37 protein-coding genes are annotated in these 19812 nt (G+C 37.3%); 18 read left to right on the top strand and 19 right to left on the bottom strand.

Translation table 11 applies throughout. The features are described from left to right. Nucleotides 1-241: 241 nt before the first annotated feature. From C8D76_RS03470 to C8D76_RS03500, 7 genes are all read right to left on the bottom strand, one after another. Nucleotides 242-502, bottom strand: a complete 261-nt coding sequence (locus C8D76_RS03470) for a hypothetical protein (RefSeq protein WP_116631416.1) — start codon at nucleotides 500-502, stop codon at nucleotides 242-244. 4 nt (nucleotides 503-506) lie between these two features. Beyond that, nucleotides 507-788 carry an Rz1-like lysis system protein LysC gene (lysC, locus tag C8D76_RS10095; RefSeq protein ID WP_116631417.1) on the bottom strand — a complete coding sequence of 94 codons (282 nt, stop codon included), beginning with the start codon at nucleotides 786-788 and terminating at the stop codon, nucleotides 507-509. Next, the gene (locus tag C8D76_RS03480; protein WP_116631418.1) at nucleotides 700-1044 is read right to left on the bottom strand and encodes a DUF2570 family protein; all 345 of its coding nucleotides are present in this window, start codon (nucleotides 1042-1044) and stop codon (nucleotides 700-702) included. The genes lysC and C8D76_RS03480 overlap by 89 nt, the downstream gene beginning before the upstream one ends. Beyond that, complete coding sequence (locus C8D76_RS03485; RefSeq protein ID WP_116631419.1) at nucleotides 1017-1550, bottom strand: lysozyme; 534 nt, start codon at nucleotides 1548-1550, stop codon at nucleotides 1017-1019. The genes C8D76_RS03480 and C8D76_RS03485 overlap by 28 nt, the downstream gene beginning before the upstream one ends. Further along, complete coding sequence (locus C8D76_RS03490) at nucleotides 1528-1788, bottom strand: hypothetical protein (protein WP_116631420.1); 261 nt, start codon at nucleotides 1786-1788, stop codon at nucleotides 1528-1530. The genes C8D76_RS03485 and C8D76_RS03490 overlap by 23 nt, the downstream gene beginning before the upstream one ends. Before the next feature lie 186 nt (nucleotides 1789-1974). Then, nucleotides 1975-2481, bottom strand: coding sequence for an antiterminator Q family protein (locus C8D76_RS03495; RefSeq protein WP_116631421.1), 507 nt, complete (start codon nucleotides 2479-2481; stop codon nucleotides 1975-1977). After that, on the bottom strand, nucleotides 2474-3043 hold the full coding sequence (locus C8D76_RS03500) for a recombination protein NinG (RefSeq protein ID WP_243405798.1): 570 nt from the start codon (nucleotides 3041-3043) through the stop codon (nucleotides 2474-2476). The genes C8D76_RS03495 and C8D76_RS03500 overlap by 8 nt, the downstream gene beginning before the upstream one ends. 97 nt (nucleotides 3044-3140) lie before the next feature. On the opposite strand from C8D76_RS03500, the gene C8D76_RS03505 reads away from it, so the two are divergent. From C8D76_RS03505 to C8D76_RS03515, 3 genes are all read left to right on the top strand, one after another. Further along, on the top strand, nucleotides 3141-3317 hold the full coding sequence (locus tag C8D76_RS03505; protein WP_207774996.1) for a type II toxin-antitoxin system HicA family toxin: 177 nt from the start codon (nucleotides 3141-3143) through the stop codon (nucleotides 3315-3317). Nucleotides 3318-3337: 20 nt separating this feature from the next. Further along, complete coding sequence (locus C8D76_RS03510; RefSeq protein WP_116631423.1) at nucleotides 3338-3742, top strand: type II toxin-antitoxin system HicB family antitoxin; 405 nt, start codon at nucleotides 3338-3340, stop codon at nucleotides 3740-3742. 294 nt (nucleotides 3743-4036) lie between these two features. Next, nucleotides 4037-4693, top strand: a complete 657-nt coding sequence (locus tag C8D76_RS03515; protein ID WP_116631424.1) for a P22AR C-terminal domain-containing protein — start codon at nucleotides 4037-4039, stop codon at nucleotides 4691-4693. A 37-nt stretch (nucleotides 4694-4730) separates the two neighbouring features. Here C8D76_RS03515 and C8D76_RS03520 read toward each other — a convergent pair whose 3' ends face one another. From C8D76_RS03520 to C8D76_RS03560, 10 genes are all read right to left on the bottom strand, one after another. After that, nucleotides 4731-5177: a recombination protein NinB gene (locus C8D76_RS03520; protein WP_116631425.1), complete on the bottom strand. Its 447-nt coding sequence runs from the start codon at nucleotides 5175-5177 to the stop codon at nucleotides 4731-4733. Then, nucleotides 5167-5391 carry a hypothetical protein gene (locus tag C8D76_RS03525; protein ID WP_116631426.1) on the bottom strand — a complete coding sequence of 75 codons (225 nt, stop codon included), beginning with the start codon at nucleotides 5389-5391 and terminating at the stop codon, nucleotides 5167-5169. The genes C8D76_RS03520 and C8D76_RS03525 overlap by 11 nt, the downstream gene beginning before the upstream one ends. 74 nt (nucleotides 5392-5465) lie before the next feature. Continuing rightward, entirely contained in the window at nucleotides 5466-5675 is a 210-nt protein-coding gene (locus C8D76_RS03530) for a hypothetical protein (protein ID WP_116631427.1), read from the bottom strand. Next, nucleotides 5672-5824: a hypothetical protein gene (locus C8D76_RS09900; RefSeq protein ID WP_165814339.1), complete on the bottom strand. Its 153-nt coding sequence runs from the start codon at nucleotides 5822-5824 to the stop codon at nucleotides 5672-5674. Before C8D76_RS09900 ends, C8D76_RS03530 begins: the two co-directional genes overlap by 4 nt. An 11-nt stretch (nucleotides 5825-5835) precedes the next feature. Continuing rightward, on the bottom strand, nucleotides 5836-6297 hold the full coding sequence (locus tag C8D76_RS03535; protein WP_116631428.1) for a DUF1367 family protein: 462 nt from the start codon (nucleotides 6295-6297) through the stop codon (nucleotides 5836-5838). A 96-nt stretch (nucleotides 6298-6393) separates the two neighbouring features. Then, a complete protein-coding gene (locus C8D76_RS03540; protein ID WP_116631429.1) occupies nucleotides 6394-7032 on the bottom strand; it encodes a replication protein P in 639 nt (212 codons plus the stop codon). After that, entirely contained in the window at nucleotides 7029-7766 is a 738-nt protein-coding gene (locus C8D76_RS03545; RefSeq protein WP_116631430.1) for a helix-turn-helix domain-containing protein, read from the bottom strand. The genes C8D76_RS03540 and C8D76_RS03545 overlap by 4 nt, the downstream gene beginning before the upstream one ends. Beyond that, entirely contained in the window at nucleotides 7763-8464 is a 702-nt protein-coding gene (locus C8D76_RS03550; RefSeq protein WP_243405808.1) for a phage antirepressor KilAC domain-containing protein, read from the bottom strand. Before C8D76_RS03550 ends, C8D76_RS03545 begins: the two co-directional genes overlap by 4 nt. A gap of 57 nt (nucleotides 8465-8521) precedes the next feature. Next, on the bottom strand, nucleotides 8522-8815 hold the full coding sequence (locus tag C8D76_RS03555) for a hypothetical protein (protein WP_116631431.1): 294 nt from the start codon (nucleotides 8813-8815) through the stop codon (nucleotides 8522-8524). 20 nt (nucleotides 8816-8835) lie between these two features. Continuing rightward, nucleotides 8836-9045 (bottom strand): YdaS family helix-turn-helix protein, encoded by a 210-nt coding sequence (locus C8D76_RS03560; RefSeq protein ID WP_116631432.1) that lies wholly within the window; start codon nucleotides 9043-9045, stop codon nucleotides 8836-8838. Between the two features lie 120 nt (nucleotides 9046-9165). Between C8D76_RS03560 and C8D76_RS03565 the strand changes: the two genes are divergently transcribed. From C8D76_RS03565 to C8D76_RS03575, 3 genes are read left to right on the top strand one after another with little or no spacing between them, the layout of a single operon-like run. Continuing rightward, nucleotides 9166-9828, top strand: a complete 663-nt coding sequence (locus C8D76_RS03565; RefSeq protein ID WP_116631433.1) for an XRE family transcriptional regulator — start codon at nucleotides 9166-9168, stop codon at nucleotides 9826-9828. Nucleotides 9829-9832: 4 nt separating this feature from the next. Continuing rightward, nucleotides 9833-10345, top strand: a complete 513-nt coding sequence (locus tag C8D76_RS03570; RefSeq protein ID WP_116631434.1) for a DUF4365 domain-containing protein — start codon at nucleotides 9833-9835, stop codon at nucleotides 10343-10345. Continuing rightward, nucleotides 10332-11444 carry a hypothetical protein gene (locus tag C8D76_RS03575; RefSeq protein ID WP_116631435.1) on the top strand — a complete coding sequence of 371 codons (1113 nt, stop codon included), beginning with the start codon at nucleotides 10332-10334 and terminating at the stop codon, nucleotides 11442-11444. Before C8D76_RS03570 ends, C8D76_RS03575 begins: the two co-directional genes overlap by 14 nt. 110 nt (nucleotides 11445-11554) lie before the next feature. Here the strand turns inward: C8D76_RS03575 and C8D76_RS03580 are convergent, their stop codons facing one another. After that, on the bottom strand, nucleotides 11555-12151 hold the full coding sequence (locus C8D76_RS03580) for a hypothetical protein (protein ID WP_116631436.1): 597 nt from the start codon (nucleotides 12149-12151) through the stop codon (nucleotides 11555-11557). Between the two features lie 619 nt (nucleotides 12152-12770). On the opposite strand from C8D76_RS03580, the gene C8D76_RS03590 reads away from it, so the two are divergent. The 12 genes from C8D76_RS03590 to C8D76_RS03640 all read left to right on the top strand — a co-directional run bounded on the left by C8D76_RS03590 (nucleotide 12771) and on the right by C8D76_RS03640 (nucleotide 19401). Beyond that, entirely contained in the window at nucleotides 12771-12974 is a 204-nt protein-coding gene (locus C8D76_RS03590; RefSeq protein WP_116631438.1) for a PTS sugar transporter subunit IIA, read from the top strand. Between the two features lie 246 nt (nucleotides 12975-13220). Beyond that, nucleotides 13221-13694, top strand: a complete 474-nt coding sequence (locus C8D76_RS03595; protein WP_116631439.1) for a class I SAM-dependent methyltransferase — start codon at nucleotides 13221-13223, stop codon at nucleotides 13692-13694. Nucleotides 13695-13966: 272 nt separating this feature from the next. Beyond that, nucleotides 13967-15496 (top strand): SIR2 family protein, encoded by a 1530-nt coding sequence (locus tag C8D76_RS03600; protein WP_243405799.1) that lies wholly within the window; start codon nucleotides 13967-13969, stop codon nucleotides 15494-15496. 250 nt (nucleotides 15497-15746) lie between these two features. Then, nucleotides 15747-16448: a P22AR C-terminal domain-containing protein gene (locus tag C8D76_RS03605; RefSeq protein ID WP_116631440.1), complete on the top strand. Its 702-nt coding sequence runs from the start codon at nucleotides 15747-15749 to the stop codon at nucleotides 16446-16448. Between the two features lie 95 nt (nucleotides 16449-16543). Next, nucleotides 16544-16798 carry a hypothetical protein gene (locus C8D76_RS03610; protein WP_116631441.1) on the top strand — a complete coding sequence of 85 codons (255 nt, stop codon included), beginning with the start codon at nucleotides 16544-16546 and terminating at the stop codon, nucleotides 16796-16798. A gap of 11 nt (nucleotides 16799-16809) precedes the next feature. After that, complete coding sequence (locus C8D76_RS03615; protein ID WP_116631442.1) at nucleotides 16810-17046, top strand: hypothetical protein; 237 nt, start codon at nucleotides 16810-16812, stop codon at nucleotides 17044-17046. Then, nucleotides 17036-17242, top strand: a complete 207-nt coding sequence (locus C8D76_RS03620; protein ID WP_116631443.1) for a hypothetical protein — start codon at nucleotides 17036-17038, stop codon at nucleotides 17240-17242. The genes C8D76_RS03615 and C8D76_RS03620 overlap by 11 nt, the downstream gene beginning before the upstream one ends. A 2-nt stretch (nucleotides 17243-17244) precedes the next feature. Then, nucleotides 17245-17394 (top strand): hypothetical protein, encoded by a 150-nt coding sequence (locus tag C8D76_RS09905; RefSeq protein WP_165814340.1) that lies wholly within the window; start codon nucleotides 17245-17247, stop codon nucleotides 17392-17394. A 2-nt stretch (nucleotides 17395-17396) separates the two neighbouring features. Further along, nucleotides 17397-17582, top strand: a complete 186-nt coding sequence (locus tag C8D76_RS03625; RefSeq protein WP_116631444.1) for a hypothetical protein — start codon at nucleotides 17397-17399, stop codon at nucleotides 17580-17582. 11 nt (nucleotides 17583-17593) lie between these two features. After that, complete coding sequence (locus C8D76_RS03630) at nucleotides 17594-18094, top strand: siphovirus Gp157 family protein (protein ID WP_116631445.1); 501 nt, start codon at nucleotides 17594-17596, stop codon at nucleotides 18092-18094. A gap of 10 nt (nucleotides 18095-18104) precedes the next feature. Further along, the gene (locus C8D76_RS03635) at nucleotides 18105-18761 is read left to right on the top strand and encodes a DEAD/DEAH box helicase family protein (RefSeq protein WP_116631446.1); all 657 of its coding nucleotides are present in this window, start codon (nucleotides 18105-18107) and stop codon (nucleotides 18759-18761) included. A 1-nt stretch (nucleotide 18762) separates the two neighbouring features. Further along, nucleotides 18763-19401, top strand: a complete 639-nt coding sequence (locus C8D76_RS03640) for a hypothetical protein (protein WP_116631447.1) — start codon at nucleotides 18763-18765, stop codon at nucleotides 19399-19401. Between the two features lie 65 nt (nucleotides 19402-19466). Here the strand turns inward: C8D76_RS03640 and cspE are convergent, their stop codons facing one another. Then, nucleotides 19467-19676, bottom strand: a complete 210-nt coding sequence (gene cspE / locus C8D76_RS03645; protein WP_116631448.1) for a transcription antiterminator/RNA stability regulator CspE — start codon at nucleotides 19674-19676, stop codon at nucleotides 19467-19469. Nucleotides 19677-19812: the final 136 nt, after the last annotated feature.

Raw genomic sequence — 19812 nt, forward strand, 5'->3', positions numbered from 1 at the left:
ATGATGATGCCTAAAAAATCAAAAAACTGCCGAAAACCGCGAGTCCGCAACCCCGTGGAAAGGGGTATCTCCTCAGGAGTACCTTTTTTTTGCAAAAAAAATAATTAATTAGCAATTATAAAGCATTTATGCTACACGGTATAAATATAACCCCGAGAATTTTGATACCCCACTCAGGGTCATAACCAAAATATGTAGCATTTACTTTCCACCAGGATAATAAAGGAGCAGTTAAACTCCCTTACTTATCCTTTATTGGTCCTTTTATTGCAATCTTGAATGGTAAAGGCTCGGCATCTGGGTTATTCATATTGATTAATCCGTACATAGTGAATATAACCCAATCTGCGATATCTAAAACCCATTGTGGGATGAAGTTTGCCGTGGCAATTAACGGTGCTTCACTCTCTATATCGCCAATGTAACAGGGTATGCCCCATAAGCCGCCATAGTGGGTATAGCCTTCTTCAATTAATTGTTTCTTTGATTTATACCCGAACATAAATTCATCCTTGCTTACGGTTCACTGATTGCCATTCTCTAATGGCGTCTACCTGCTTAGCACAAACATCTCTTTCATTCATTACAATAAGCAGATAGTTAATTGCGTCGCCATAAGTTTTGCCGTTAAATGCGGTTCGCTCGCAAGGTGTTAGGTAGGCTTGTGGCGGATATAGATATTCCGTCTTTGTTGTGATTTTATTTGTGCAACCGCTTAATGCTATCAATAACAGTGTTAGGCATATTAGTGCGGCCACAGGGCTCTTTAACCAAAATCTCTTTAACATTTAACTGCTCCGCTTTGAGCTTGTTTCTTAGTTCAACTTCAATTTGCTTTTGCTGTTCAGTGGCTTGCCGCTCTTGGTTGAGTTGAATTGTCAACTCTTGGTTGACGGTTCGTTGCTGTTGAATGGTTTGGGATTGCGTGAGGTTTTTGGCTTTAAGGCTAGATATAAGATTAGACTGGTACCACAACCATGCACACAATCCCAATATCAAGCAAAGTGCGGTCAAATTTAGCCACGTTTTAAACTGGTTAAACATAATGCTTTCTCTTTCTCCCTACGAATTTCCAGTCCGGGTAATTTCTTACCTCCGGCATATACCCATCGAGGCAATTCATTACACGCACCAAGGTAATCTCTTGCTTTAATTTTGCGAAACATTGTAGAGTTTTTTACGGTTCCACAACCTGCATTAAAGGTCAATGATACTGCTGCATCAAAAACTGATTGAGGTATATTTCTTCCGTTAGCATACTGAAAGACACACTGCTCTGCCTTTTTGATGTCTGTTTTCCAGCGAGAGGCGATTTCTAAATCGGTATAAACTCGATGTTCAATCTTTCCGCCCGATTGTTCCGTTGAACCTATACCAACGGTCAGTACATTAGCTGGGCATTTATATGGCTCTCTGCGACAACCCTCAGCTTGCCCGATAATTTCTAACCCTTTCTCGCTCGTTTTTATCTCATCGCCAAAGTAAAAGAGAGTAATTGCAATAATGCTTGATACACCACAAATCGCACTAAGTTTTTTTAATCCAGTCATCATCAAGCCCTTTTCTTAATCTTGCTACTTTTAATTGATGTAATTCTTCCGCCCGCTCTTCTTCCCGTTTTTTTATTCGTCCTTCTCGGCATTTTTGATACATGTTAACTAACGCAGTCAAAATACCTACGGCAAGACTTAGCATCATTAAATTTTGCTGGTCGCCCAACCATGCTATGAAGCCTCCAAAGCCCGACCATATATAGCTTTGTGTTCCCATATCTTTTAACATTTTCATACTCCGCCTCCTATTTTCGAGGCAATAAAAAAGCCCAGTCCTTTAAGACTGAGCTCGTTAATTAGCTATCGTTTTCTATAAAAAAGCCCCAAGCATTTCTGCTCAGGGCTGTAAAATTCATTCGGTGAACATCACTTACACGATGACCACCATATATTGAAATGATAGGACAAGATGACAAGGTTGTCAATAGGTTATTTTGATATTTTTTGAATTTTCTCTACCTGTTCGCAACAATACGAATCCAGTTACAAGCAATTCGTGAATTATTGATTTTGCCCGCATTAAATCTTTTTCCACATTTCGTTTTACTGTTTTAAGACACGGAACACGAATATTTGATTTACCATTACATGGTTGCATTGGAATGGCACCACAATTATCACGTAATTTAACCGCAATAAAATTTACCGTTCGCTTATTTACATAGTATGAAAAAATAATGAAGTGCAACAAGCTATCGTTATTTTTAAAAAATTTCTCAATTCTTTCACTAATCATCATTCCAGTATCATCATCACACATAGGCTCACTTGGATCTTCTGGAATGGCTGATTGCATCAATTTAGCAATAATATTAAATTGTGATTTATCAATGCGCCCACTGCGTACCCATGCACCCCACTTATACATCCATTCATCAACGAATCTTTCCTGTTCTTCTGTGAGCGACAAATCACTAAATTTAAGCATCCATTAACTCCTTGCACTTCTGTTTGTAAATCCTTAATAATTCTTTCAGCTCGTCGATAGTCCACTTCTTCAATCTGTGAGCATTATCCTCAAGCCATTCGGTTCGCTCATTGCCAATTCGAGAAACTAAACCTATCCGAAACATTCTAAGGTTGCCGCTTTCATACAAATTACACTTAACGCAACCGCCGTGAATATTGTCTTCGTGAAATCTTAAAAAAGCACTTCGCCCACGAGGTACATAATGACTTGCTTGGAAATTGTCTCGCCAAGGCTCTCCACAGGCGATACAAGGCAACCCTTTGTCTCTTAAACGGATAAATCTATTGACTTCGTCTTGTGCTTTTTTTAACCAATAAGAACGATCTGAATTTCTCAAACGGTCTTTCACCTGCTTAATTCTCTCTCGCTCTGCTTTTTCACGCGCTTTCTCTGCTTTCACTCTCGCCTTAGCGGTTTTCTGCTTGGCAAGTGTTACACCACATTCAGGACTACACCACTGGCGAAAGCTGTCTGACGTTTCAAAACGCTCGCCACAAATCTTGCATTTTTTTGACCGCACTCTCAAAAAATAACTCCTTTAACTACTTTCCTCTTGACTTGCTTTTATTTTGGGGTTAATATAACCCCGCAAACATAACAAAGAGGATAAAAACAATGTGAATAGCAAAGACGCCATCAAGATGATTGAAAAAGATGGCTGGTATCTTGTTAGTGTCAAAGGTAGCCACCATCAATTCAAACATCCAATTAAAAAGGGAAAAGTTACCATTCCCCACCCTAGAAATGATTTAGGGTTCTTAATTAAAAGTATCAAACAACAAGCGGGGCTATAAGCCCCCCTTAAGGAGCAACTATGTATTACCCACTTGTCTTACAACAGGTTTCTGACGGCTATGTCGTACTCGTTCCCGATGTAGCAGGTTGTTATTCTGCAGGTGATACCTTTGCCGAAGCACTTGCCAACGCAAAACAAGCCATCGAATTTCACGTTGAATCACTCGTTGAAGACGGCGAAGAAATCCCGAAACCCGCTGATATTGCCGTACATCAGCAAAACCCAGAATATCAACAAGCCGATTTATTCTTTGCCATTGTCGAAGTGGATTTAACCCATCTACTAGGCAAAGCAGAGAAAATCAACGTATCGCTGCCAACTCGGCTTATTCGCAAAATTGACGACTATGTCGCCAGCCATCCCGAATATAAAAGCCGTAGCGGTTTTTTAGCCAAAGTGGCAACAGATAAAATTTTTGCTTAATTCCCTGCCCTTGACATTCTCCTCTGTCAAGGGTAGGATTTACCACAGGTCTCAAAAGCCTTACAAACAACGGTAATTCACCCCGTTAGCGTGATTTTTTTGCACCTAAAATTTACTAATCTTGTTTAGCCAAAAAGGTTTAAATTAAGGTGTAACTAATAAATTTAAATCAATGATCGACAGTGCGAGGAATACAACACCGCAAGGGAATAACTCCGCTAGTCTGTTTGCTAGTTTTGAGCTGTCGATCACCCTAACTCAAAATTAGGGAACTCCATCAAAAGGAACAAACAGATGAAAAACTTAACCATTTCTAAAACTTCAATCCGTACATTTGAAAATCTTTATTCATTGAACGATCTTCACTTTGCTAGTGGTAATGATCCAAAACATCGCCCAAATCAATTTATTCGTCTAGATCAAACTCAAGAACTTATCAAAGAAATTGAGTACGAAAATTCTGATGCGCAGATCTGCGCATCGCATAAATCACTACGCACAGGTATCAATAAAGGCACTTGGGCTTGCGAAGAACTTGCCCTTGCCTACGCCACTTGGATTTCGCCAAAATTCCATCTTGTCGTGCTCCGCGCATTTATCGCAATGCACAAAGGCGAAGTAAAACAGCAACAACTTGCCTTGCCTGAACCCGAAAAGAAACACACCTTTGAGTTCACCGAGTACGAACTGCAACAGCTTGCGTGGCTATGGTTCGCTTTCAAACGCGGCGTTGGCACCTTCCAACACGTCCACAAAGCCTTTGAAACATTAGGTTCAAATATAAGTGGGCAAATCTACGGACAAGCTTATGAATATTTAAGTGTACTACGCAGCTCAAACCAAATCTTAAATCGTATTACTAAAGAATTTGAAGCCGATCCAATGTCAAACTGGCGCGTATTGAAACATCTCCGTAATTTTGATCCAAAAGCTGTCAAAATCGACTTCTAAAAACTTAACCAAAACTGACCGCACTTCGGTGCGGTTTTTAATACCCGTAAAATCCCTGTCTATCCCGAAACTGCACACCTTGCTCCGCCGCCCACGCTTCAATGTAATCAATCAAGCTCGCTAACCGCTTCACACCCATTTGAGCCGTGCTTTCACGTAAATTAATTACTTCGCCTTCAAGCCCGATCTCCATTTCTGCTTTGCCACCACTTGCAATAGCGTGAGCCGAAACCATTATTAATTTCCACTGCTCTACACTAAGCCAACGTCCTTTAAATTGTGCCTGCTGACTAATATCCGTTAACATTGCGTGGAGCTTTGAATTTTGCTCCAGTGTGCGAGTGATAGGCTTTATCTCCACAACGTAAGGCTTAGTGATTTCCTTGCCATCTTCCATCATCGGGAGCGGTAACTTATCAATAAAATCTTTTGCGTTGTCTCGCACCGTATTTGAGCGGATAAAAAAACGTTGTTTAAAGTCCATCTTGCACCTGCTCCTTGGTAAACCAACCGCAAGATTTCGTACGATTCATCGCGCTATCTTCACTACAAAATTCTTTGTATTTACCCGTGTAATGACCGTTGCAGCGATAAGGCTCTTCTACAAACCATCCCCAATCATCATTTGTACTTAAATCCTCAATTTCCCCGCCACATTTAGGGCATTTAAGATTTATCTTTATGTTTGTGTTGTCCATGCCTTAAACTCACTGCTGTTGCTATACCGCTTGCGATAAAACAAGCGGCTATGAATACTGTTTTTGTTATCACTTTATAACCCGCCGAACATCTCCTTAAATCCAAGAATCACCTGTTTACACTCCCATTTTCCATCACGAACTAACGTTACAATTGCTATCAAGAAACCCGCGGGATAAATCAGCAAATAACCGATATATCTAATCGTGAGCATCAGAACAAAAGTGGTCATCGCCACAACAGCAAAAGGCCAAGCGAGTAGCTGTCTAATATTTCTTTTCATTTAACCACCTGCCAAAAACTAATAATTCCAACACACCAAACAACCAGCAACATAATTACTTCAAAAGCATTTAAATTATTTTGTTGATGTTTATTGACCACCCAATAGCCAAACACCCAGCCTAGAGAACATAACAAATAAAGCAACATTCTTACCCCCTTTAAAAAAACGCATATAACTGATTGATTACTTTCTCATTTCGACAATCTTTAAATATCGTTGCCATTGCCGCATTTGTAATTGACACAAACAGTTTTCGGCGCTCAATATCATCGTTCAGAACTTTGTAAGAAACGCTCTTAGGTACTAACCTAAATTCAGAAGGATTCTTCAAATCAAACACCATTTCGCAATATCCCGCCTGTATCAATAAATCCCCACGAAACGCATCAAATTGAGATTTCTCGTTTGAGAATTTCTGTAATCCGTTATCTGCACACCAATAGTCAAAACAAAACTTAAAGAACGAGAACATTTTTCGATGCAGTACCGGATTAACTTTAATGTTGATTTCAACCTCATATAACTCGTTATTCTTTAATTTCTTAAGTTCTTCCTCTTCTGTTTCGTCCGCTGGGCTTAATATTCCACCCGGCAACTTCATCATTTGGTATTTAGCCATTTATCCACTCCGCTTGTACGGCTGTGCAAACATCATCTATAAAATCTAAACTTACTGAACGTTGCCAAGTATCTCTATCAAATTGCTGATCTGTCATCAATTTACTCTCCGTGCGTGTAACATACTGCGCATTTTGGCTAAATAACTTAAATCTGTTTCCAAGGTTGTTTTGACTTGAACCGTCTTTGGTAACTGAGAACGTCTTGGCGGTATCTGCTCGCCACGTGATAGCTTGTCCGCCCATTCTTCTAAAATCTCTCTTACACCTTGGCGTGTTTCTTTGTCTGTCCATTGTTCTTTTGCACTGCGTTCGTAGAGTTTTGTTAGCAAGTGATACTCAAGGTCATTAACAAAATCAAAACGATCAGCCCAAGCTAAGCCACCAGCGCGGATAAATTTTATAAATCGCGCTAACAACTCGTCTGCGCTTGGTAAGCCTAAGTGAGCGTAGTCATTGCCCGACTTACACCAGCTAATAAATTTACCAATGCTCGGCACAAAATCATCTTGCTTGGTGCGCAACTCGCGCATTCCGTTGCGTACTTGGTCAATGGTTTTAATCCCGTTTTCGGCAAAGCCTAAAATCCATTGGCGTTTTGCCGTGATAATTTGTTGCTCAGTCCAGTATTGGATACTTGGGCAGCTCGCCAAAAGTTGCTCAAAAATGCGATCCACCAGCGTTTCGATTTTGTCGTTGAGTGGTTGCGCTTGTTGTGTTGTGATGCTGTTGCTCATAGTGTTTCCGCCCAGCCTTCCGCCGTGTTCCACGGCGCCTTGAATTTATCATCGAGAGATTTACGCGGTTTGTTATCGCCTTGCTCATCTCGCCATTGCCAACTAGCCTTAAATCCACGCCAACCGCGCTCAATGGATACTGCTACCGCCTGTTGAATCGGAATTCCAGCCTTGTCCGCTTCGCGCTGGAATCCGTCCAATGCCGTTTTTGTGATTGTTGCCTTACACGCCTTGCGATGTTCTACAAAGTCATCAGCCAACTGGTCGGTAATCCCATACTGTTCAAGTAAAATCATCGCATCGGATTTTTTTGCGCGCGCGTTACTAACCGTTAGGTTAGTATTATGGTTAATTGACTGGTTAATAGAGTGACTGGTTATGGTGCTAGCTCCTAGCATACCCCCTGTGCTATCTGCTGGCATACCTATGCTAGCTCCTAGCATACCTGTGCTATCTGCTGGCATACCTTTATCAAGGTGTAACTGGTATAAATTAGAGCTAGATCCATCTTTGTTTTTACGGGCAGTTTTTGATACAAATCCCATCTGAATTAATACGTCAATGTGCGTCCGCGCGCTCGCTTTTGAGATCTCGCAAACATCCGCGACATACTGATATGATGGAAAACAAACACCATCATCATTGGCATTATCAGCAAGTTTAATCAATACCAACTTACGCAGTGGATTACCAACCTTAATGCTCATAGCTTGCGCCATTAATCTTAAACTCATAACATTAACTCCGAAGCATAACGTGACGCAATAAATTCGATTCCTTTACTTGTCACGCGGGTTTGTGTGAAATTGTGACCGTGTTCTGCCGTGCCTGTTTTAACCGCAAACAAATCTCTTGAGTGAGCTGATTGATACGGTAAAAGATTGCCTGATTGGCGATACAAAAATTTGTCCTCAATTAGACGGCTTATCATTGCTTTCTCTGGCATTTTTAAGATTTTTGCTACCTCACGAAGTGATTTAGTTGTGCCAGTCTCAACATAATGTTCGACAAAAGCGACTTTAGGGGCTTGATAAGCAATTAACCTATTCTGTTGCTCAATCTGTTCTGCTTGCTCTGCTGCTAGGCGTAAGGCTTGCGATAGAGTTTGAGGAATTTTTGGTTTTACCACTTGATTTTCTAACTCCTCCAAGCGGTCAATGATTTTCGCTCGTAAATCAATGCGATAACCTGACACCAAAATCATCGTTTCACGTTTTGGTAAACGAATTTCACTTGTTAAACCTGTTTCAGGGTTTTTAACAATAAAAACCCCTTTAAAATCAAGACTATCCATATTTGGATAGAGTTCATCAAGCATATTGCGAATATCTCGCATAACGTGAGCGTGTTGCTTCTCACACAATTGAGCAATCTCACGACTACTCATCGTAATGCTTGCATTTTGATTTTTGATCGTTGATAATGAGCCTATCATTTTGATTATCCTCCTATGGATTTAATTATTAGCCACCGTTCCAGCGGTGGTTTTTTATTTGCCTAAATATTCGTCTTTCGTTTTTGCCAACCCAACTTCGGCATGGACAAATAACGCTTGAAGCACATCTCTTGGAACAGGTTTATCGGAATCTTTAACATGAACCGCTAAACCAATCTCGTCCAAATATGCTGCAACCACTTCCAAATAATTTGTTTTAAACCGAGATAAATTACTTGGATCTATCCCTATATTTCGGGCAATTTCACAATCTGCTTTTTCTGCCCCTTTCTTATAAATTAAATCTGCAATCACTCTTGCGGATTTGCTTAATTCATTGCGTGCCATTGCACACCTCTTGTTGTAAATTAGGCTTCAGTAGAACTAAGAGAATGTAATAACTCTAGCTCAGTAACTTTTCCTTCGGTTGCTTTTACAATTTTAGGAATATACTTTGCATTAAACCCGCCACCATTTAGCCAATAGCTAATGGCGACCTGAGAAACGCCGCATGATTGACTTAGTTTTACTTGAGAACCGCAAATTGAGATCGCTTTCTCTATAACTTGGTTCTTCATAAATTCCTCGCAAAATAAAATACATTATAAATATATAAAAATAATTATAATAAATCAAATATTTTCTTATTTGAATTTATATAAATTATTTTATAGGATTGCGTTAAAAGGAGATTTGATATGACTTCACTCGCAGAAAGATTGCTACATGCAATGAATCAAAAAGGTTACACCCAAAAACAATTAGCTAAAAAAGCTAAAACATCACAAGTAACAATCAGCAATATACTAAGAGGAGAAACGCTAAAACCTCGCAATTTAGTTGAAATTGCTGATGCGCTCAATGTAAATACAAAATGGCTACAAACAGGATATGGAGAAGAAACCACTGATACTCTTGATAAAAATGAAGATTCTATTGTGATTGATGTTCTCAATGTAGAAGCTAGCGCAGGTAATGGATCAAATGGTGACTTGGTTGAAGTGGTTAGCCAATTGCACTATGTTCCAAAACAGTTTTACACCTATTTTAGAGGAATAAATCCAAGCAATATCAGAGTCATTAATATTAAAGGAGATTCCATGTACCCCACTTTTTCAACAGGAGATATGATCTTTGTAGATATAAAGGTCAACTACTTCGATGGTGATGGAATATATGTTTTTACTTACAAAAATAATATCTACGTAAAACGATTGCAGCTTGCAGGCGAAATGCTACTTGTTCTTTCAGATAACCCTACCTATAAGCAATGGGAAATCACTGAAGAAAATCTGGAAGAACTTCATATTCAGGGCAAAGTAAAAATACACCAAAGCCAGCAGTTGAATTTCATTGGGTAAAAATATGCTATCACCAACACAACAAATGGAGCAATTTAATATTGCTTATGTATTAGCTATAACAGCTAAAGCGGGCTTTAATCATGCAACTCCAGTTGTTGATGATCATAGTGTCGATCTTGCCATTTCTGCAGAGTTCCCAACTGAAAAAGGAAAACGAAGTGATCCTGAAATAAAGCTACAACTAAAATCAGAAGGTAATATTCAGATTAAAAATGGTATGGTAAGCTATACACTCAAAAAGAAGAACTATGATGATTTAAGAAAAAATTGTGCAAATCCACGCTACTTAATTGTATGTGATTTACCTAAAAAAACTAGTCAATGGCTTTCACATAAAAAGAAATTCATGACTTTAAAAAGACACTGTTATTGGATATCATTAAAAGATTTTCCAGCAATATCGAATAAAAGTAGTGTTACACTTAAAATTCCAGAAAGCCAACGATTTACCACTGATGTATTAATTCAAATGATTGAATGTGCTAGAGTAGGAGCAACTTATGAAAAACAATAAAACGGACACGTTACTGTTTCTCGAACAGCTTGCTCGCTATTTAACTATCAAAAATTGGCAAATTGCGTTTGAGTTAGAGTACGCTATTATTTGGCAAAGAGAGCTAGGACATCAAATTTTAGAAATTACGGTACCCAAACCAAGCGCGGAAGATAGTGATGAGATATTGGAGAAAACTCTTAAAAAGCTTGCCAATTTTGAAGAAAAAACAGTAGAAACATTAAAACTCAATATTTCAAATCAATATACAGACAAGCTATCTGTTCGAGTTGTCGGAGAAAGTGTCAAAGATGGCACAATCCCTCTAGATGACGGAGTTAAATTGTTTGAAAAAACTAAACATTTAATTAATGCGTTAGCACTTTCAGCTAAAAATAAAAAAGCTGTTTTTGGGCATAATTCAGGTGGAAAAAATGTAGCAGAGTTTATGTCTCAAGTTCGTTTAGGGCAAACCCAAATTGGAAGCTATATTGTCAATTTATCTTATCCCGTTGAGAATATTGACGTTAAGGATCAGAATGAAATAATTCAAGCGATTTCATTTTCTCGAAGTGTATCTCATAATTTAGTCAACAGTCTTAAAAAACTGAAAGAAAAAATTACACATTATGAGAACAACCCGACAAGTTTTGCTGAATTGATACCAGAAGGAGTTAGTCATAATCTTTGTGAAGCTATTATCGGTTTAAGCGGTTCAGAACAACAAAGAAAAGTCGAAATTAAACTTCAAGCTGGTGAAATTAATGATGAAGCAATGCCTTCCAAAGCATTTAACATTCAATTTGATCAAAATGAAATTAAAGTTGTACAGATTGCATCCAAATATTATCAAGGGGAATACACTCTCCCCCGTTATGAAATCATCGGCAAGATTGTAGGTCTGCATTCCAGTAATTTAGCTGAAGGTGGTTATATTCAAGTGCCTTGTAAAATTGAAAACAAGACGGTTGAAATTAGAATTGATCTATCACCAGAGCAATACCAACTGGCAGCTGAAGCACATAAAACTGAGCAGCAAATTCAATGTAAAGGTGAAAACTTATATATCAATAAGAAAAAAGGTCGGTTGCAAAAATTAAACTCAATGAATATCTTATAATCAAACCGCCATTAGGCGGTTTTCTTTTATCTCAATGAAACTAATTTCATTCGACATTCCTACGCAAATCAAAAAGTAAAAGCCACACTATACAGTATGGCTTATTTTCACTAGAAATGTTTCCACTCTAAACCTTGTGTATCAAAAGTAAATTGCCCTTTGCCATAATTGTAAAAGCTCGCTTCTACAATTAATTTTTTCGACTTTTTCAGCTTATCTACAAAAGTTTTCATTGCTTTTGCATTTTCGATGAAAAGCGTATCATTGCTGCCACCATCCGCTCCAACCATTCGATAACTCTCCAATTTACCATCATCAAACTTCACGGTAATTTTACAACTATCAATCATACAGCCATTAAATTGTCCATGAATGCTGAAAATGACATCATTTCCATATTTAGGGTCTTTGCGTAGCATTAAATTCAGTCCGGATGAATCATAAGGAAAACCAAAATCTATTGTATTAGTCGATCTCACTCTAGCAAGATAAGTTGTGGCATTACGCAGTTCATCTTTCTCTTGCTCATATTCCCACTTAGATTTTTCAGCGGTAACTTCCTCTTTACCGGCATCTTTTTTTACAAAGATACTATCGTAACATTCCAAGCGTTTTGTACTATCCTCAATCTTAGAACAGCTCTCTCCTGTTTCAGTCGCAAAAACAAAAGTAGGTAAACAACATAAAATAAAAAGCGATTTCTTCATATGACCTCCATAGAAATTTTATCTATTTTCTCTTAAAAAGAGTTTTCAATCCGTGATCAAATTCGCAAATTTAAATACAGCCTGTTCAAAAAACAAGCAATCAAACAATTTTTCTTAAAATAAATTTCTTTAAAAATCAACATTTTATAAGTTTATTTATTGTAAATATGAATAAATTATAAAATATCTTATTTACATTTTATAATCTTTCTTATATTATACACCCATCAAAACGAAACAACGTTTAATGCTCTTTAAAAATCTGGTGCTCGTGCGAACGAATATTAACAATCTCGAATTTCAAGCGGTGAAAACTGCGAACTAATGGGAAAGATTGGTTAGACCCTGACAAGTCAACTTGGGCGACTTACTCAATAGAGGGAGTAAGGCATAGGCAATGCACTCGCAAGGTGTAGAGAGCCGAAAAGGCAACACTGGTATTCAATGTTCTAAGCAATCCACTCTTTCATTAACAAAATGGAATGAAGATACGAGCAGCACCCGACCGAATAGGCAGAATGTAGGGGCGGGCGACAGCGTGGGCAGACACGCATTATTTCAAAGCACATTTGCGAGTGTGTTTTGAAATGGCAGACAATAAATATAAACGAGGTCAAAAATGGAAGAAAACCAAGAACACAGCCTAACTTGCGAAGATAAAGAACAAATTAAATATGCTGTATTGAAAGCAGTTGAAAATGGGTGTCTAGAACCTGACTTAATCGCTGATAGATGTTGTACAGCATTAGAACGTATTAATAGATATGGCAAAAATACAGGAATTGGAAGTTGTGGAACTACTTCCACCACTGTTCCTGAATAAATTTAGTTACTTTATTCAGGTCGTAAGTAACTAAAATATTATTTTTCATAATCAAATCCTTATTTTGTTGTGAGAGAGGCTTGATTATATTCCTTAAAGTTGTGAGAGATAATAAGGGACTTGAGCCTTGCAAGTATAAAGAAAGGCAACTATTCCAAACGGTATTTACAAAGAAGCTCAATAGTACGCGTTGCGAGTGGAATGTTAGACAAGTGCCGTTTTGAATAGCTAAACAAGAGGTAAATTATGAAACCAATTTTAGATGCATGTTGTGGTTCTCGGATGTTCTACTTTGACAAGAACAATCCGAACGTTTTATTTGCGGATTGCAGAGAACTTGAAACAACAGTGAAAGATAGAGATAAGGTTAGAGAATTATCTATTAAACCTGACGTTATTCATAATTTCACAAAAATGCCGTATGAAGATAACAGTTTTTTTCATGTTGTATTTGACCCTCCTCACTTAGTACAAGGTGGTGAAAATAGTTGGCTTGTTAAAAAGTATGGAAAGCTACCTAGCGATTGGCAGGGTTATTTAAGAGATGGTTTTAATGAGTGTATGCGAGTACTGAAACAAAATGGAACACTTATTTTTAAGTGGAATGAAACTCAAATACCTGTTTCAGAAATAATTAATGTGATAGGAATTACCCCTATTTACGGACACAAGTCTGGAAAACATAGTAAAACACACTGGCTTGCTTTTGTAAAAATTTAGTAATGCTAGATAACCAAAAGTCCTAACAATTAAACGTTAGGTCAAACCTATTCAAAACCACACTCCCCCATTTCTTTTTTCTTACTAATGTCTTTTCCTTTTGGGTAAAGTTTGGTTCTGAATGCTAAACAGGAGAAATTCATACATTCCACAGAAAGATGTTAAAAACCATACGGATATACGCCATTTGCCTACTGTAATAGGTGGGTTTTAATGTATAAATAATCACTATCGATTTTTCCCCATTCAATTGATAAACTTAGGGGTATTATATGCTGAATGAAACAAGAAAAATGAAAATTGACGATTTTATTAAATCATATAAGAATCATCCTGTGTTTTTTATTGGAACGGGGTTTAGCTTACGCTACTTAGAAAATTCTTTTAGTTGGGACGGTCTCTTGGCACATACAGCTAATAAAATTGATAATACAGATGAACAGTATTTAGAGCTAAAAGTAGAACATCAGCATAAAAACTTTGATAAAATCGCAACTGTCCTTGAAGAACGTTTTACAGAACTTCTAAAGAAAAACCGTAATCATCCTGAATTAAAATCAATAAATGACACTTTCTTCGAATTAGCAAAGCAAGGAAAAGAAGTATCTAGGTTTAAAATTTTTCTTTCTCAAACACTATCTCAGTTAAGTAAACGAAAAGATAAGAAACTTGAGGAAGAAATCACTCTTTTAAAGAAAGCTAGAAAAAATATAGGTTCAATTATCACGACTAATTATGATACATTCATTGAAAGTATCTTTGAATTTAATCCTCTAATTGGAAATGACATTTTGTTAAGTAATCCTTATGGCTCTCTTTATAAAATTCACGGTTGTGTAACTGCCCCAGAGAGTATGATAATAACAGAGAGAGATTATGAAAATTTTAATAAACGCTATGAGTTGATTAGAGCACAGTTACTATCTTTATTTATTCATAATCCGATTATTTTTATAGGTTATAGCATTAGCGATGAAAATATTAAGTCCTTATTAAAAACGATATTTACATATGTGCAACCGAATTCGGAACAAGCTCAAAAAATACGAGATAATTTTTTACTTATAGAATATGAAAAAGATTCCAATTCTCAAGAAGTTTGCGAGCACGATATAGATCTAGAAGGATATTCAACGATCCGAATCAATAAAATAAAAACAGATGATTATTCTCAAATTTACAAAGCTATATCAGAGCTTATGTTACCAGTTTCTGCAATGGATATAAGAAAGGTACAAAATATAGTGGCTGATATAGTCAGTGGAAGCAATATTCAAGTCAGTATTACCGAAGATATTGATTCATTGAAAAATGATGAAAAGATTCTTCTAATTGGAAATAAAGAAAAAATCAAATATGAATATCAAAATGCATCAGAAATGATGCGTAATTATTTTACTATTCTTGATGAAGAAAATTGTCAATTAATTGCTCTAATAAATAAACAAATAATTACATCAAGTATGTTTTTCCCTATTTATGGCTTTAGTAAAATATATCCACACTTAAATAGAATTGAGGATTATAAAATTTATCAGTTAAATAAATTGAGAAAAACGATCTATCGGTTACAAGATAAGCATATAACAAATGATAATTCTATTGAAGGAATAATAAATAATACTAACATAAGTTCTTCTGCAAAAGAAGGTGCTATTTTTATTGAGGTATACAGAAGAAATATTTCTCTTGAAGAATGTAAGATTTATCTTGAGAAACACCCAGATAAGAGTTCGACAAGCTATCGCAGATTATTATGTTTATATGATTATATGATAAACAATACCGAGCCTCTAATTTAATATTGACAAACCGCCCTACTTCGGATTAATATAACCGCACTTACAAAACACCAGCGGTTCTCCGCAATCCGAAAATATAGCGGTTTTTTTATGCCTAAAATTTAGGTGTAATTCGATCTATGATCGGGTTGAGAGAGCGTAATACAATACTCACAAGAGAAATAAGCTCCGCCGGCTGGTGTCGGTAAGTTGAGACCTGATCACCCTACTTATGTGATCGAATTACTTAACTAAACACCAGGGGCATAATATGTCAAATAATCAAATCTCTACTTTCAATTTCAAATCTCAACCAGTCCGTATTCAATCCCTAAATGATGAACCTTACTTCTGCTTAACAGATGTTTGCCTTGTTTTGGGTGTAAATCGCAGAAGTTCTGAAGCATTTAGATTGAATGAAAAGGGGTGCAATAAAATTGCAGTCCTTACCGAAGGTGGTATGCAAGAAGTCGTTTTCATCAACGAACCGAATTTATATCGGATCATTTTTAGATCTAACAAATCTCAAGCTATCGAGTTTCAAAACTGGGTATTTGAAGAAGTGTTACCGCAAATCCGAAAAACAGGACAATATAGCGTACCGCAACAACTCGCTCTGCCTGAACCCGAGAAAAAATACACATTCGAGTTTACCGAAGATACTTGCTTACGCCTTGTAAGCATGTGGTTTGCGCTCTACAACAACCTAGAGCTATTAGGACAACTACACCAACCATTAAGCAATATCGGCTCACATTTCGGTTCAACCGCTTACACGCATTACACCGAATATAAAACGATACTCGGCACAATGAAAAGCGTTTTAGAGCCAATGACAAAAGATTTTAACCCTGACCCTAGAAACGAAGCGCATTTCTGCAAAGCACTCAAAACGCTACGCAGTTATCAATTACAAGGCTTGGCAAAAATCGTAAAACATCCAACGCCACCAACGCGTAAATACGATTTCTAAAACCTAATCAAAACCGACCGCACTTTTCCCTAGAAAATCGTGTGGCGGTTTTCTACACCCTAAATTCAGTAAATTGATTAAAAAGGAAACAAAAAATGTGTGAATGTATTGATGAATATAAAACAAAACTTTCCGAATACTTAAGTAGCCATGGGGTTGAATTGGTTGGAGGTATATCTCTTGATACCGTATTTCCAACTAGAAATTGGAAGCTCATTGGAGAAAGAACGGTAGTAAAAATTCAATATATTGAGAAACGAACCTCAAAAAATGGAAAAGTGCGTGAAATAAAACGCAAAACAAAAGTTATCAATGATTACTGTCCATTTTGTGGCGAGAAATATAAATAAGGAAGCAAAAAATGAAACAAATCATCAAGGAAATTTTCATTTTGGCTATTTTCTCATTAGTGATTATTTTAGCCACTGTACTCGCCAGTAAAGCCTTTGCCACTACTCCACAAGAAACCTGCGAAATCAAAGGCGGAGTATGGACTGGCGAATATTGCGCACCGCGTGATATGACGGATGACGAAATTGTTTATGCGCAGGAATACACAAAACACGCTGAAATGAAAGGATTACTTTATGTTGATTAATGAAGATATTAAATCTGTACGCGTGGGTATTGATGAAACTCAACAAGGATTTGTTGCAACACTGCTTATCAACGAAAAACTAATACACGCAACTTATCCGCAGTTATCACGTAAAAACGCAATTATGCTGATTAATCGCAAGATTGATCGAATTAACAGAATTAATGGCAATCGGATAAAACCGTATAAGGAATGATAATGAGCTACTACGACAATGTGTTTTTAGCACCGCCTGAAGACGAAGAAGAGCGAATTAATGATGAAGATTTCGTAGAGCCTGATGATAATTTCGAGCCCTACGATGATGATTGTGATTACTGGAAATCAAACTGTTATGGCAGGGGGTAAAGATGATTTATGAAGAATTAGAAGATGGCGAACTCATCATCATTGATAGAAAGAAAATTGACATGGCTTATGTTGAAAAGCGCGGTCAAAATTTAAATGAATTTGAAAACTGGCTTTTCAGTGGTGCGATTAACCCTGTAGCCGTACAAGATGCGTTAAATCGTTTTTACGCAGAAATGCCCTTTTAAGGAATAAGAAAATGAAACTCTATGAAATTGCAACCCAATACCAAAACATCGCGGAATTATTGAGCGACCCTGAATTTGCTGATAATCAAGATATTACAGCTGCACTGGATAACATCGAAGATGATTTTAACAACAAAGCGGTGAATGTGGTTAAGGCAATCAATATCGCTGAACACGATATAGGCGCAATTGACACAGAAATTAAACGCTTAACCGCAATGAAAAAGGCACGCCAAAACCGCATTGATGAAATCAAAGACTACTTGAAATTCAATATGCAAAAAACAGGCATTTATAAAATCGAATGTCCGCTTTTTAAAATCAGCTACAGCGAACGTGCACAAAGTGCGGTAGAAATTGATGAAAAGTTATTTATGGATAACAACATTAACGAAGATTTTGTAAACATCAAAATCACACCAAATAAAACCGCGATTAAAGAAGCATTAAAGCGTGGGGATAGCGTAGTGGGTGCGAGATTGGTGGACAGCCAAGTATTAAGCATTAAATAGGAGGGAGTAAATGAGTATTGCAACATTAATACTAGGTGAAAGCGGCACAGGTAAATCTACCAGTTTACGCAATCTTGATCCGACAAAAACACTTCTTATTCAGTCCATCGGAAAACCATTACCTTTCAGAGCGAAAGAATGGCGACTTATCACTAAAGATAACCCTACAGGTTCAATCTTTATTTGTGATAACGCTGAAACCATTTGCCGAGCCATCACCAAAACTGACAGAGAAATCATCGTTATTGATGACTACCAGTACATTATGGCAAATGAATTTATGCGAAGAGCTAAAGAAAAAGGTTATGACAAATTTACCGATATTGGAGAAAGAGCGTGGGCAGTATTCAACCAAGCACTAAATCTGCCAATGAATAAACGTGTTTATATTTTGGCTCACACAGAAACCGATCCTTTTGGCAAAACCAAAATTAAAACCATCGGCAAAATGTTAGATGAAAAAATTACCCTTGAAGGTATGGTGACAATTTGCCTACGCACGCACGTTAATGACGGGCAATATCAGTTTTCCACTCAAAATAACGGTTCTGACACCGTAAAAAGCCCAATGGGATTATTTGAAACACAGTTTATCGACAACGATGTAAAACTCGTAGATGACAAAATCTGCGACTACTACGGTATTCATACAACACAGGAGCAATAAGATGACCCAACCTATTTTCACTTACAACCAAGAGCAAGCCGTTAAAGCAGGTAATTCAGCATTTATCAGCGAAACAGGGGCTTATAACTGCAAAATCATCAGTGCGGAATACGTCCAATCTCAAGGCGGTGCGTTATCCCTTGAATTTAGCGTAGAAACGCAAGATGGGTTAAAAGGCAATTATCTCTCTGTCTATTATCAAGGCAAAGACGGACAACCACTGCAAGGCGGTCAAAATATGATACAGGCAATTATGGGCTGTACCGGTGTTCAAGTATTAACACAACAATTCAAAGATGGCAGAGCCTATGCCCCTGAATTAAGCGGTAAGTATGTGGGCTTGATGTTGCAAAAAGTCTTACGCACTAAACAAAACGGCTCAGACACTTACGGATTTACTATTCTCTGCCCATACTTCATAAAAACCCAAAAAACCTTATCAGAATACATCGAAAACAAACCGGCAGAACGTATTCAATGGCTTGTTGAGCATACGAAAGATAAGGACGAACGAGATAAACAACAAAACCAACAACAAGGATACCAAGCCCAACATCAATTCTACGGACAACAGGCAACACCGCCTAACTCACCGCAACAGCCTCCAGTAGATAACTTTGATGATAATATTCCGTTCTGAATTACGTATAATTAGGCAACAAAAAACCCCCTATAAAGGGGGTTCAGTAAACATAAGCGTTATAACTAAATAACCGCTACATCTACTGCTGAAGGACCACGTTGTGAGTCTTGTACATTGTACTCAACTTTGTCGCCTTCATTTAAACTGCGATAGTTATTTCCCATAATGCCAGAGAAATGAACGAAAAGGTCTTTTCCACCATTTGATGGAGTGATGAAACCAAAACCTTTATCAGAGTTAAACCATTTTACTAAGCCATTTAATTTAGACATGTTGTCTTCCTTTTTTTAATTTTAAATTTGTGTGCTTGAATCAAGCGTTAATGCTAATAACGAGAACTTAATTGAGGTGGATACTAAGAGAAACTTCAAGGAACAAATTTAGAACTTGTAAAAAGGAGGAACTATA

The organism is Alitibacter langaaensis DSM 22999, from assembly GCF_003096995.1.
GTDB classification, from domain to species: Bacteria; Pseudomonadota; Gammaproteobacteria; order Enterobacterales; family Pasteurellaceae; genus Exercitatus; species Exercitatus langaaensis.

What these genes read in the sequence shown, in the direction of transcription:
- C8D76_RS03470 (WP_116631416.1), bottom strand. Translation starts at nt 502, where the DNA reads ATGTTCGGGTATAAATCAAAGAAACAATTAATTGAAGAAGGCTATACC.
- lysC (WP_116631417.1), bottom strand. Translation starts at nt 788, where the DNA reads ATGTTAAAGAGATTTTGGTTAAAGAGCCCTGTGGCCGCACTAATATGC.
- C8D76_RS03480 (WP_116631418.1), bottom strand. Translation starts at nt 1,044, where the DNA reads ATGTTTAACCAGTTTAAAACGTGGCTAAATTTGACCGCACTTTGCTTG.
- C8D76_RS03485 (WP_116631419.1), bottom strand. Translation starts at nt 1,550, where the DNA reads ATGACTGGATTAAAAAAACTTAGTGCGATTTGTGGTGTATCAAGCATT.
- C8D76_RS03490 (WP_116631420.1), bottom strand. Translation starts at nt 1,788, where the DNA reads ATGAAAATGTTAAAAGATATGGGAACACAAAGCTATATATGGTCGGGC.
- C8D76_RS03495 (WP_116631421.1), bottom strand. Translation starts at nt 2,481, where the DNA reads ATGCTTAAATTTAGTGATTTGTCGCTCACAGAAGAACAGGAAAGATTC.
- C8D76_RS03510 (WP_116631423.1), top strand. Translation starts at nt 3,338, where the DNA reads ATGTATTACCCACTTGTCTTACAACAGGTTTCTGACGGCTATGTCGTA.
- C8D76_RS03515 (WP_116631424.1), top strand. Translation starts at nt 4,037, where the DNA reads ATGAAAAACTTAACCATTTCTAAAACTTCAATCCGTACATTTGAAAAT.
- C8D76_RS03520 (WP_116631425.1), bottom strand. Translation starts at nt 5,177, where the DNA reads ATGGACTTTAAACAACGTTTTTTTATCCGCTCAAATACGGTGCGAGAC.
- C8D76_RS03525 (WP_116631426.1), bottom strand. Translation starts at nt 5,391, where the DNA reads ATGGACAACACAAACATAAAGATAAATCTTAAATGCCCTAAATGTGGC.
- C8D76_RS03530 (WP_116631427.1), bottom strand. Translation starts at nt 5,675, where the DNA reads ATGAAAAGAAATATTAGACAGCTACTCGCTTGGCCTTTTGCTGTTGTG.
- C8D76_RS09900 (WP_165814339.1), bottom strand. Translation starts at nt 5,824, where the DNA reads ATGTTGCTTTATTTGTTATGTTCTCTAGGCTGGGTGTTTGGCTATTGG.
- C8D76_RS03535 (WP_116631428.1), bottom strand. Translation starts at nt 6,297, where the DNA reads ATGGCTAAATACCAAATGATGAAGTTGCCGGGTGGAATATTAAGCCCA.
- C8D76_RS03540 (WP_116631429.1), bottom strand. Translation starts at nt 7,032, where the DNA reads ATGAGCAACAGCATCACAACACAACAAGCGCAACCACTCAACGACAAA.
- C8D76_RS03545 (WP_116631430.1), bottom strand. Translation starts at nt 7,766, where the DNA reads ATGAGTTTAAGATTAATGGCGCAAGCTATGAGCATTAAGGTTGGTAAT.
- C8D76_RS03555 (WP_116631431.1), bottom strand. Translation starts at nt 8,815, where the DNA reads ATGGCACGCAATGAATTAAGCAAATCCGCAAGAGTGATTGCAGATTTA.
- C8D76_RS03560 (WP_116631432.1), bottom strand. Translation starts at nt 9,045, where the DNA reads ATGAAGAACCAAGTTATAGAGAAAGCGATCTCAATTTGCGGTTCTCAA.
- C8D76_RS03565 (WP_116631433.1), top strand. Translation starts at nt 9,166, where the DNA reads ATGACTTCACTCGCAGAAAGATTGCTACATGCAATGAATCAAAAAGGT.
- C8D76_RS03570 (WP_116631434.1), top strand. Translation starts at nt 9,833, where the DNA reads ATGCTATCACCAACACAACAAATGGAGCAATTTAATATTGCTTATGTA.
- C8D76_RS03575 (WP_116631435.1), top strand. Translation starts at nt 10,332, where the DNA reads ATGAAAAACAATAAAACGGACACGTTACTGTTTCTCGAACAGCTTGCT.
- C8D76_RS03580 (WP_116631436.1), bottom strand. Translation starts at nt 12,151, where the DNA reads ATGAAGAAATCGCTTTTTATTTTATGTTGTTTACCTACTTTTGTTTTT.
- C8D76_RS03590 (WP_116631438.1), top strand. Translation starts at nt 12,771, where the DNA reads ATGGAAGAAAACCAAGAACACAGCCTAACTTGCGAAGATAAAGAACAA.
- C8D76_RS03595 (WP_116631439.1), top strand. Translation starts at nt 13,221, where the DNA reads ATGAAACCAATTTTAGATGCATGTTGTGGTTCTCGGATGTTCTACTTT.
- C8D76_RS03600 (WP_243405799.1), top strand. Translation starts at nt 13,967, where the DNA reads ATGCTGAATGAAACAAGAAAAATGAAAATTGACGATTTTATTAAATCA.
- C8D76_RS03605 (WP_116631440.1), top strand. Translation starts at nt 15,747, where the DNA reads ATGTCAAATAATCAAATCTCTACTTTCAATTTCAAATCTCAACCAGTC.
- C8D76_RS03610 (WP_116631441.1), top strand. Translation starts at nt 16,544, where the DNA reads ATGTGTGAATGTATTGATGAATATAAAACAAAACTTTCCGAATACTTA.
- C8D76_RS03615 (WP_116631442.1), top strand. Translation starts at nt 16,810, where the DNA reads ATGAAACAAATCATCAAGGAAATTTTCATTTTGGCTATTTTCTCATTA.
- C8D76_RS03620 (WP_116631443.1), top strand. Translation starts at nt 17,036, where the DNA reads ATGTTGATTAATGAAGATATTAAATCTGTACGCGTGGGTATTGATGAA.
- C8D76_RS09905 (WP_165814340.1), top strand. Translation starts at nt 17,245, where the DNA reads ATGAGCTACTACGACAATGTGTTTTTAGCACCGCCTGAAGACGAAGAA.
- C8D76_RS03625 (WP_116631444.1), top strand. Translation starts at nt 17,397, where the DNA reads ATGATTTATGAAGAATTAGAAGATGGCGAACTCATCATCATTGATAGA.
- C8D76_RS03630 (WP_116631445.1), top strand. Translation starts at nt 17,594, where the DNA reads ATGAAACTCTATGAAATTGCAACCCAATACCAAAACATCGCGGAATTA.
- C8D76_RS03635 (WP_116631446.1), top strand. Translation starts at nt 18,105, where the DNA reads ATGAGTATTGCAACATTAATACTAGGTGAAAGCGGCACAGGTAAATCT.
- C8D76_RS03640 (WP_116631447.1), top strand. Translation starts at nt 18,763, where the DNA reads ATGACCCAACCTATTTTCACTTACAACCAAGAGCAAGCCGTTAAAGCA.
- cspE (WP_116631448.1), bottom strand. Translation starts at nt 19,676, where the DNA reads ATGTCTAAATTAAATGGCTTAGTAAAATGGTTTAACTCTGATAAAGGT.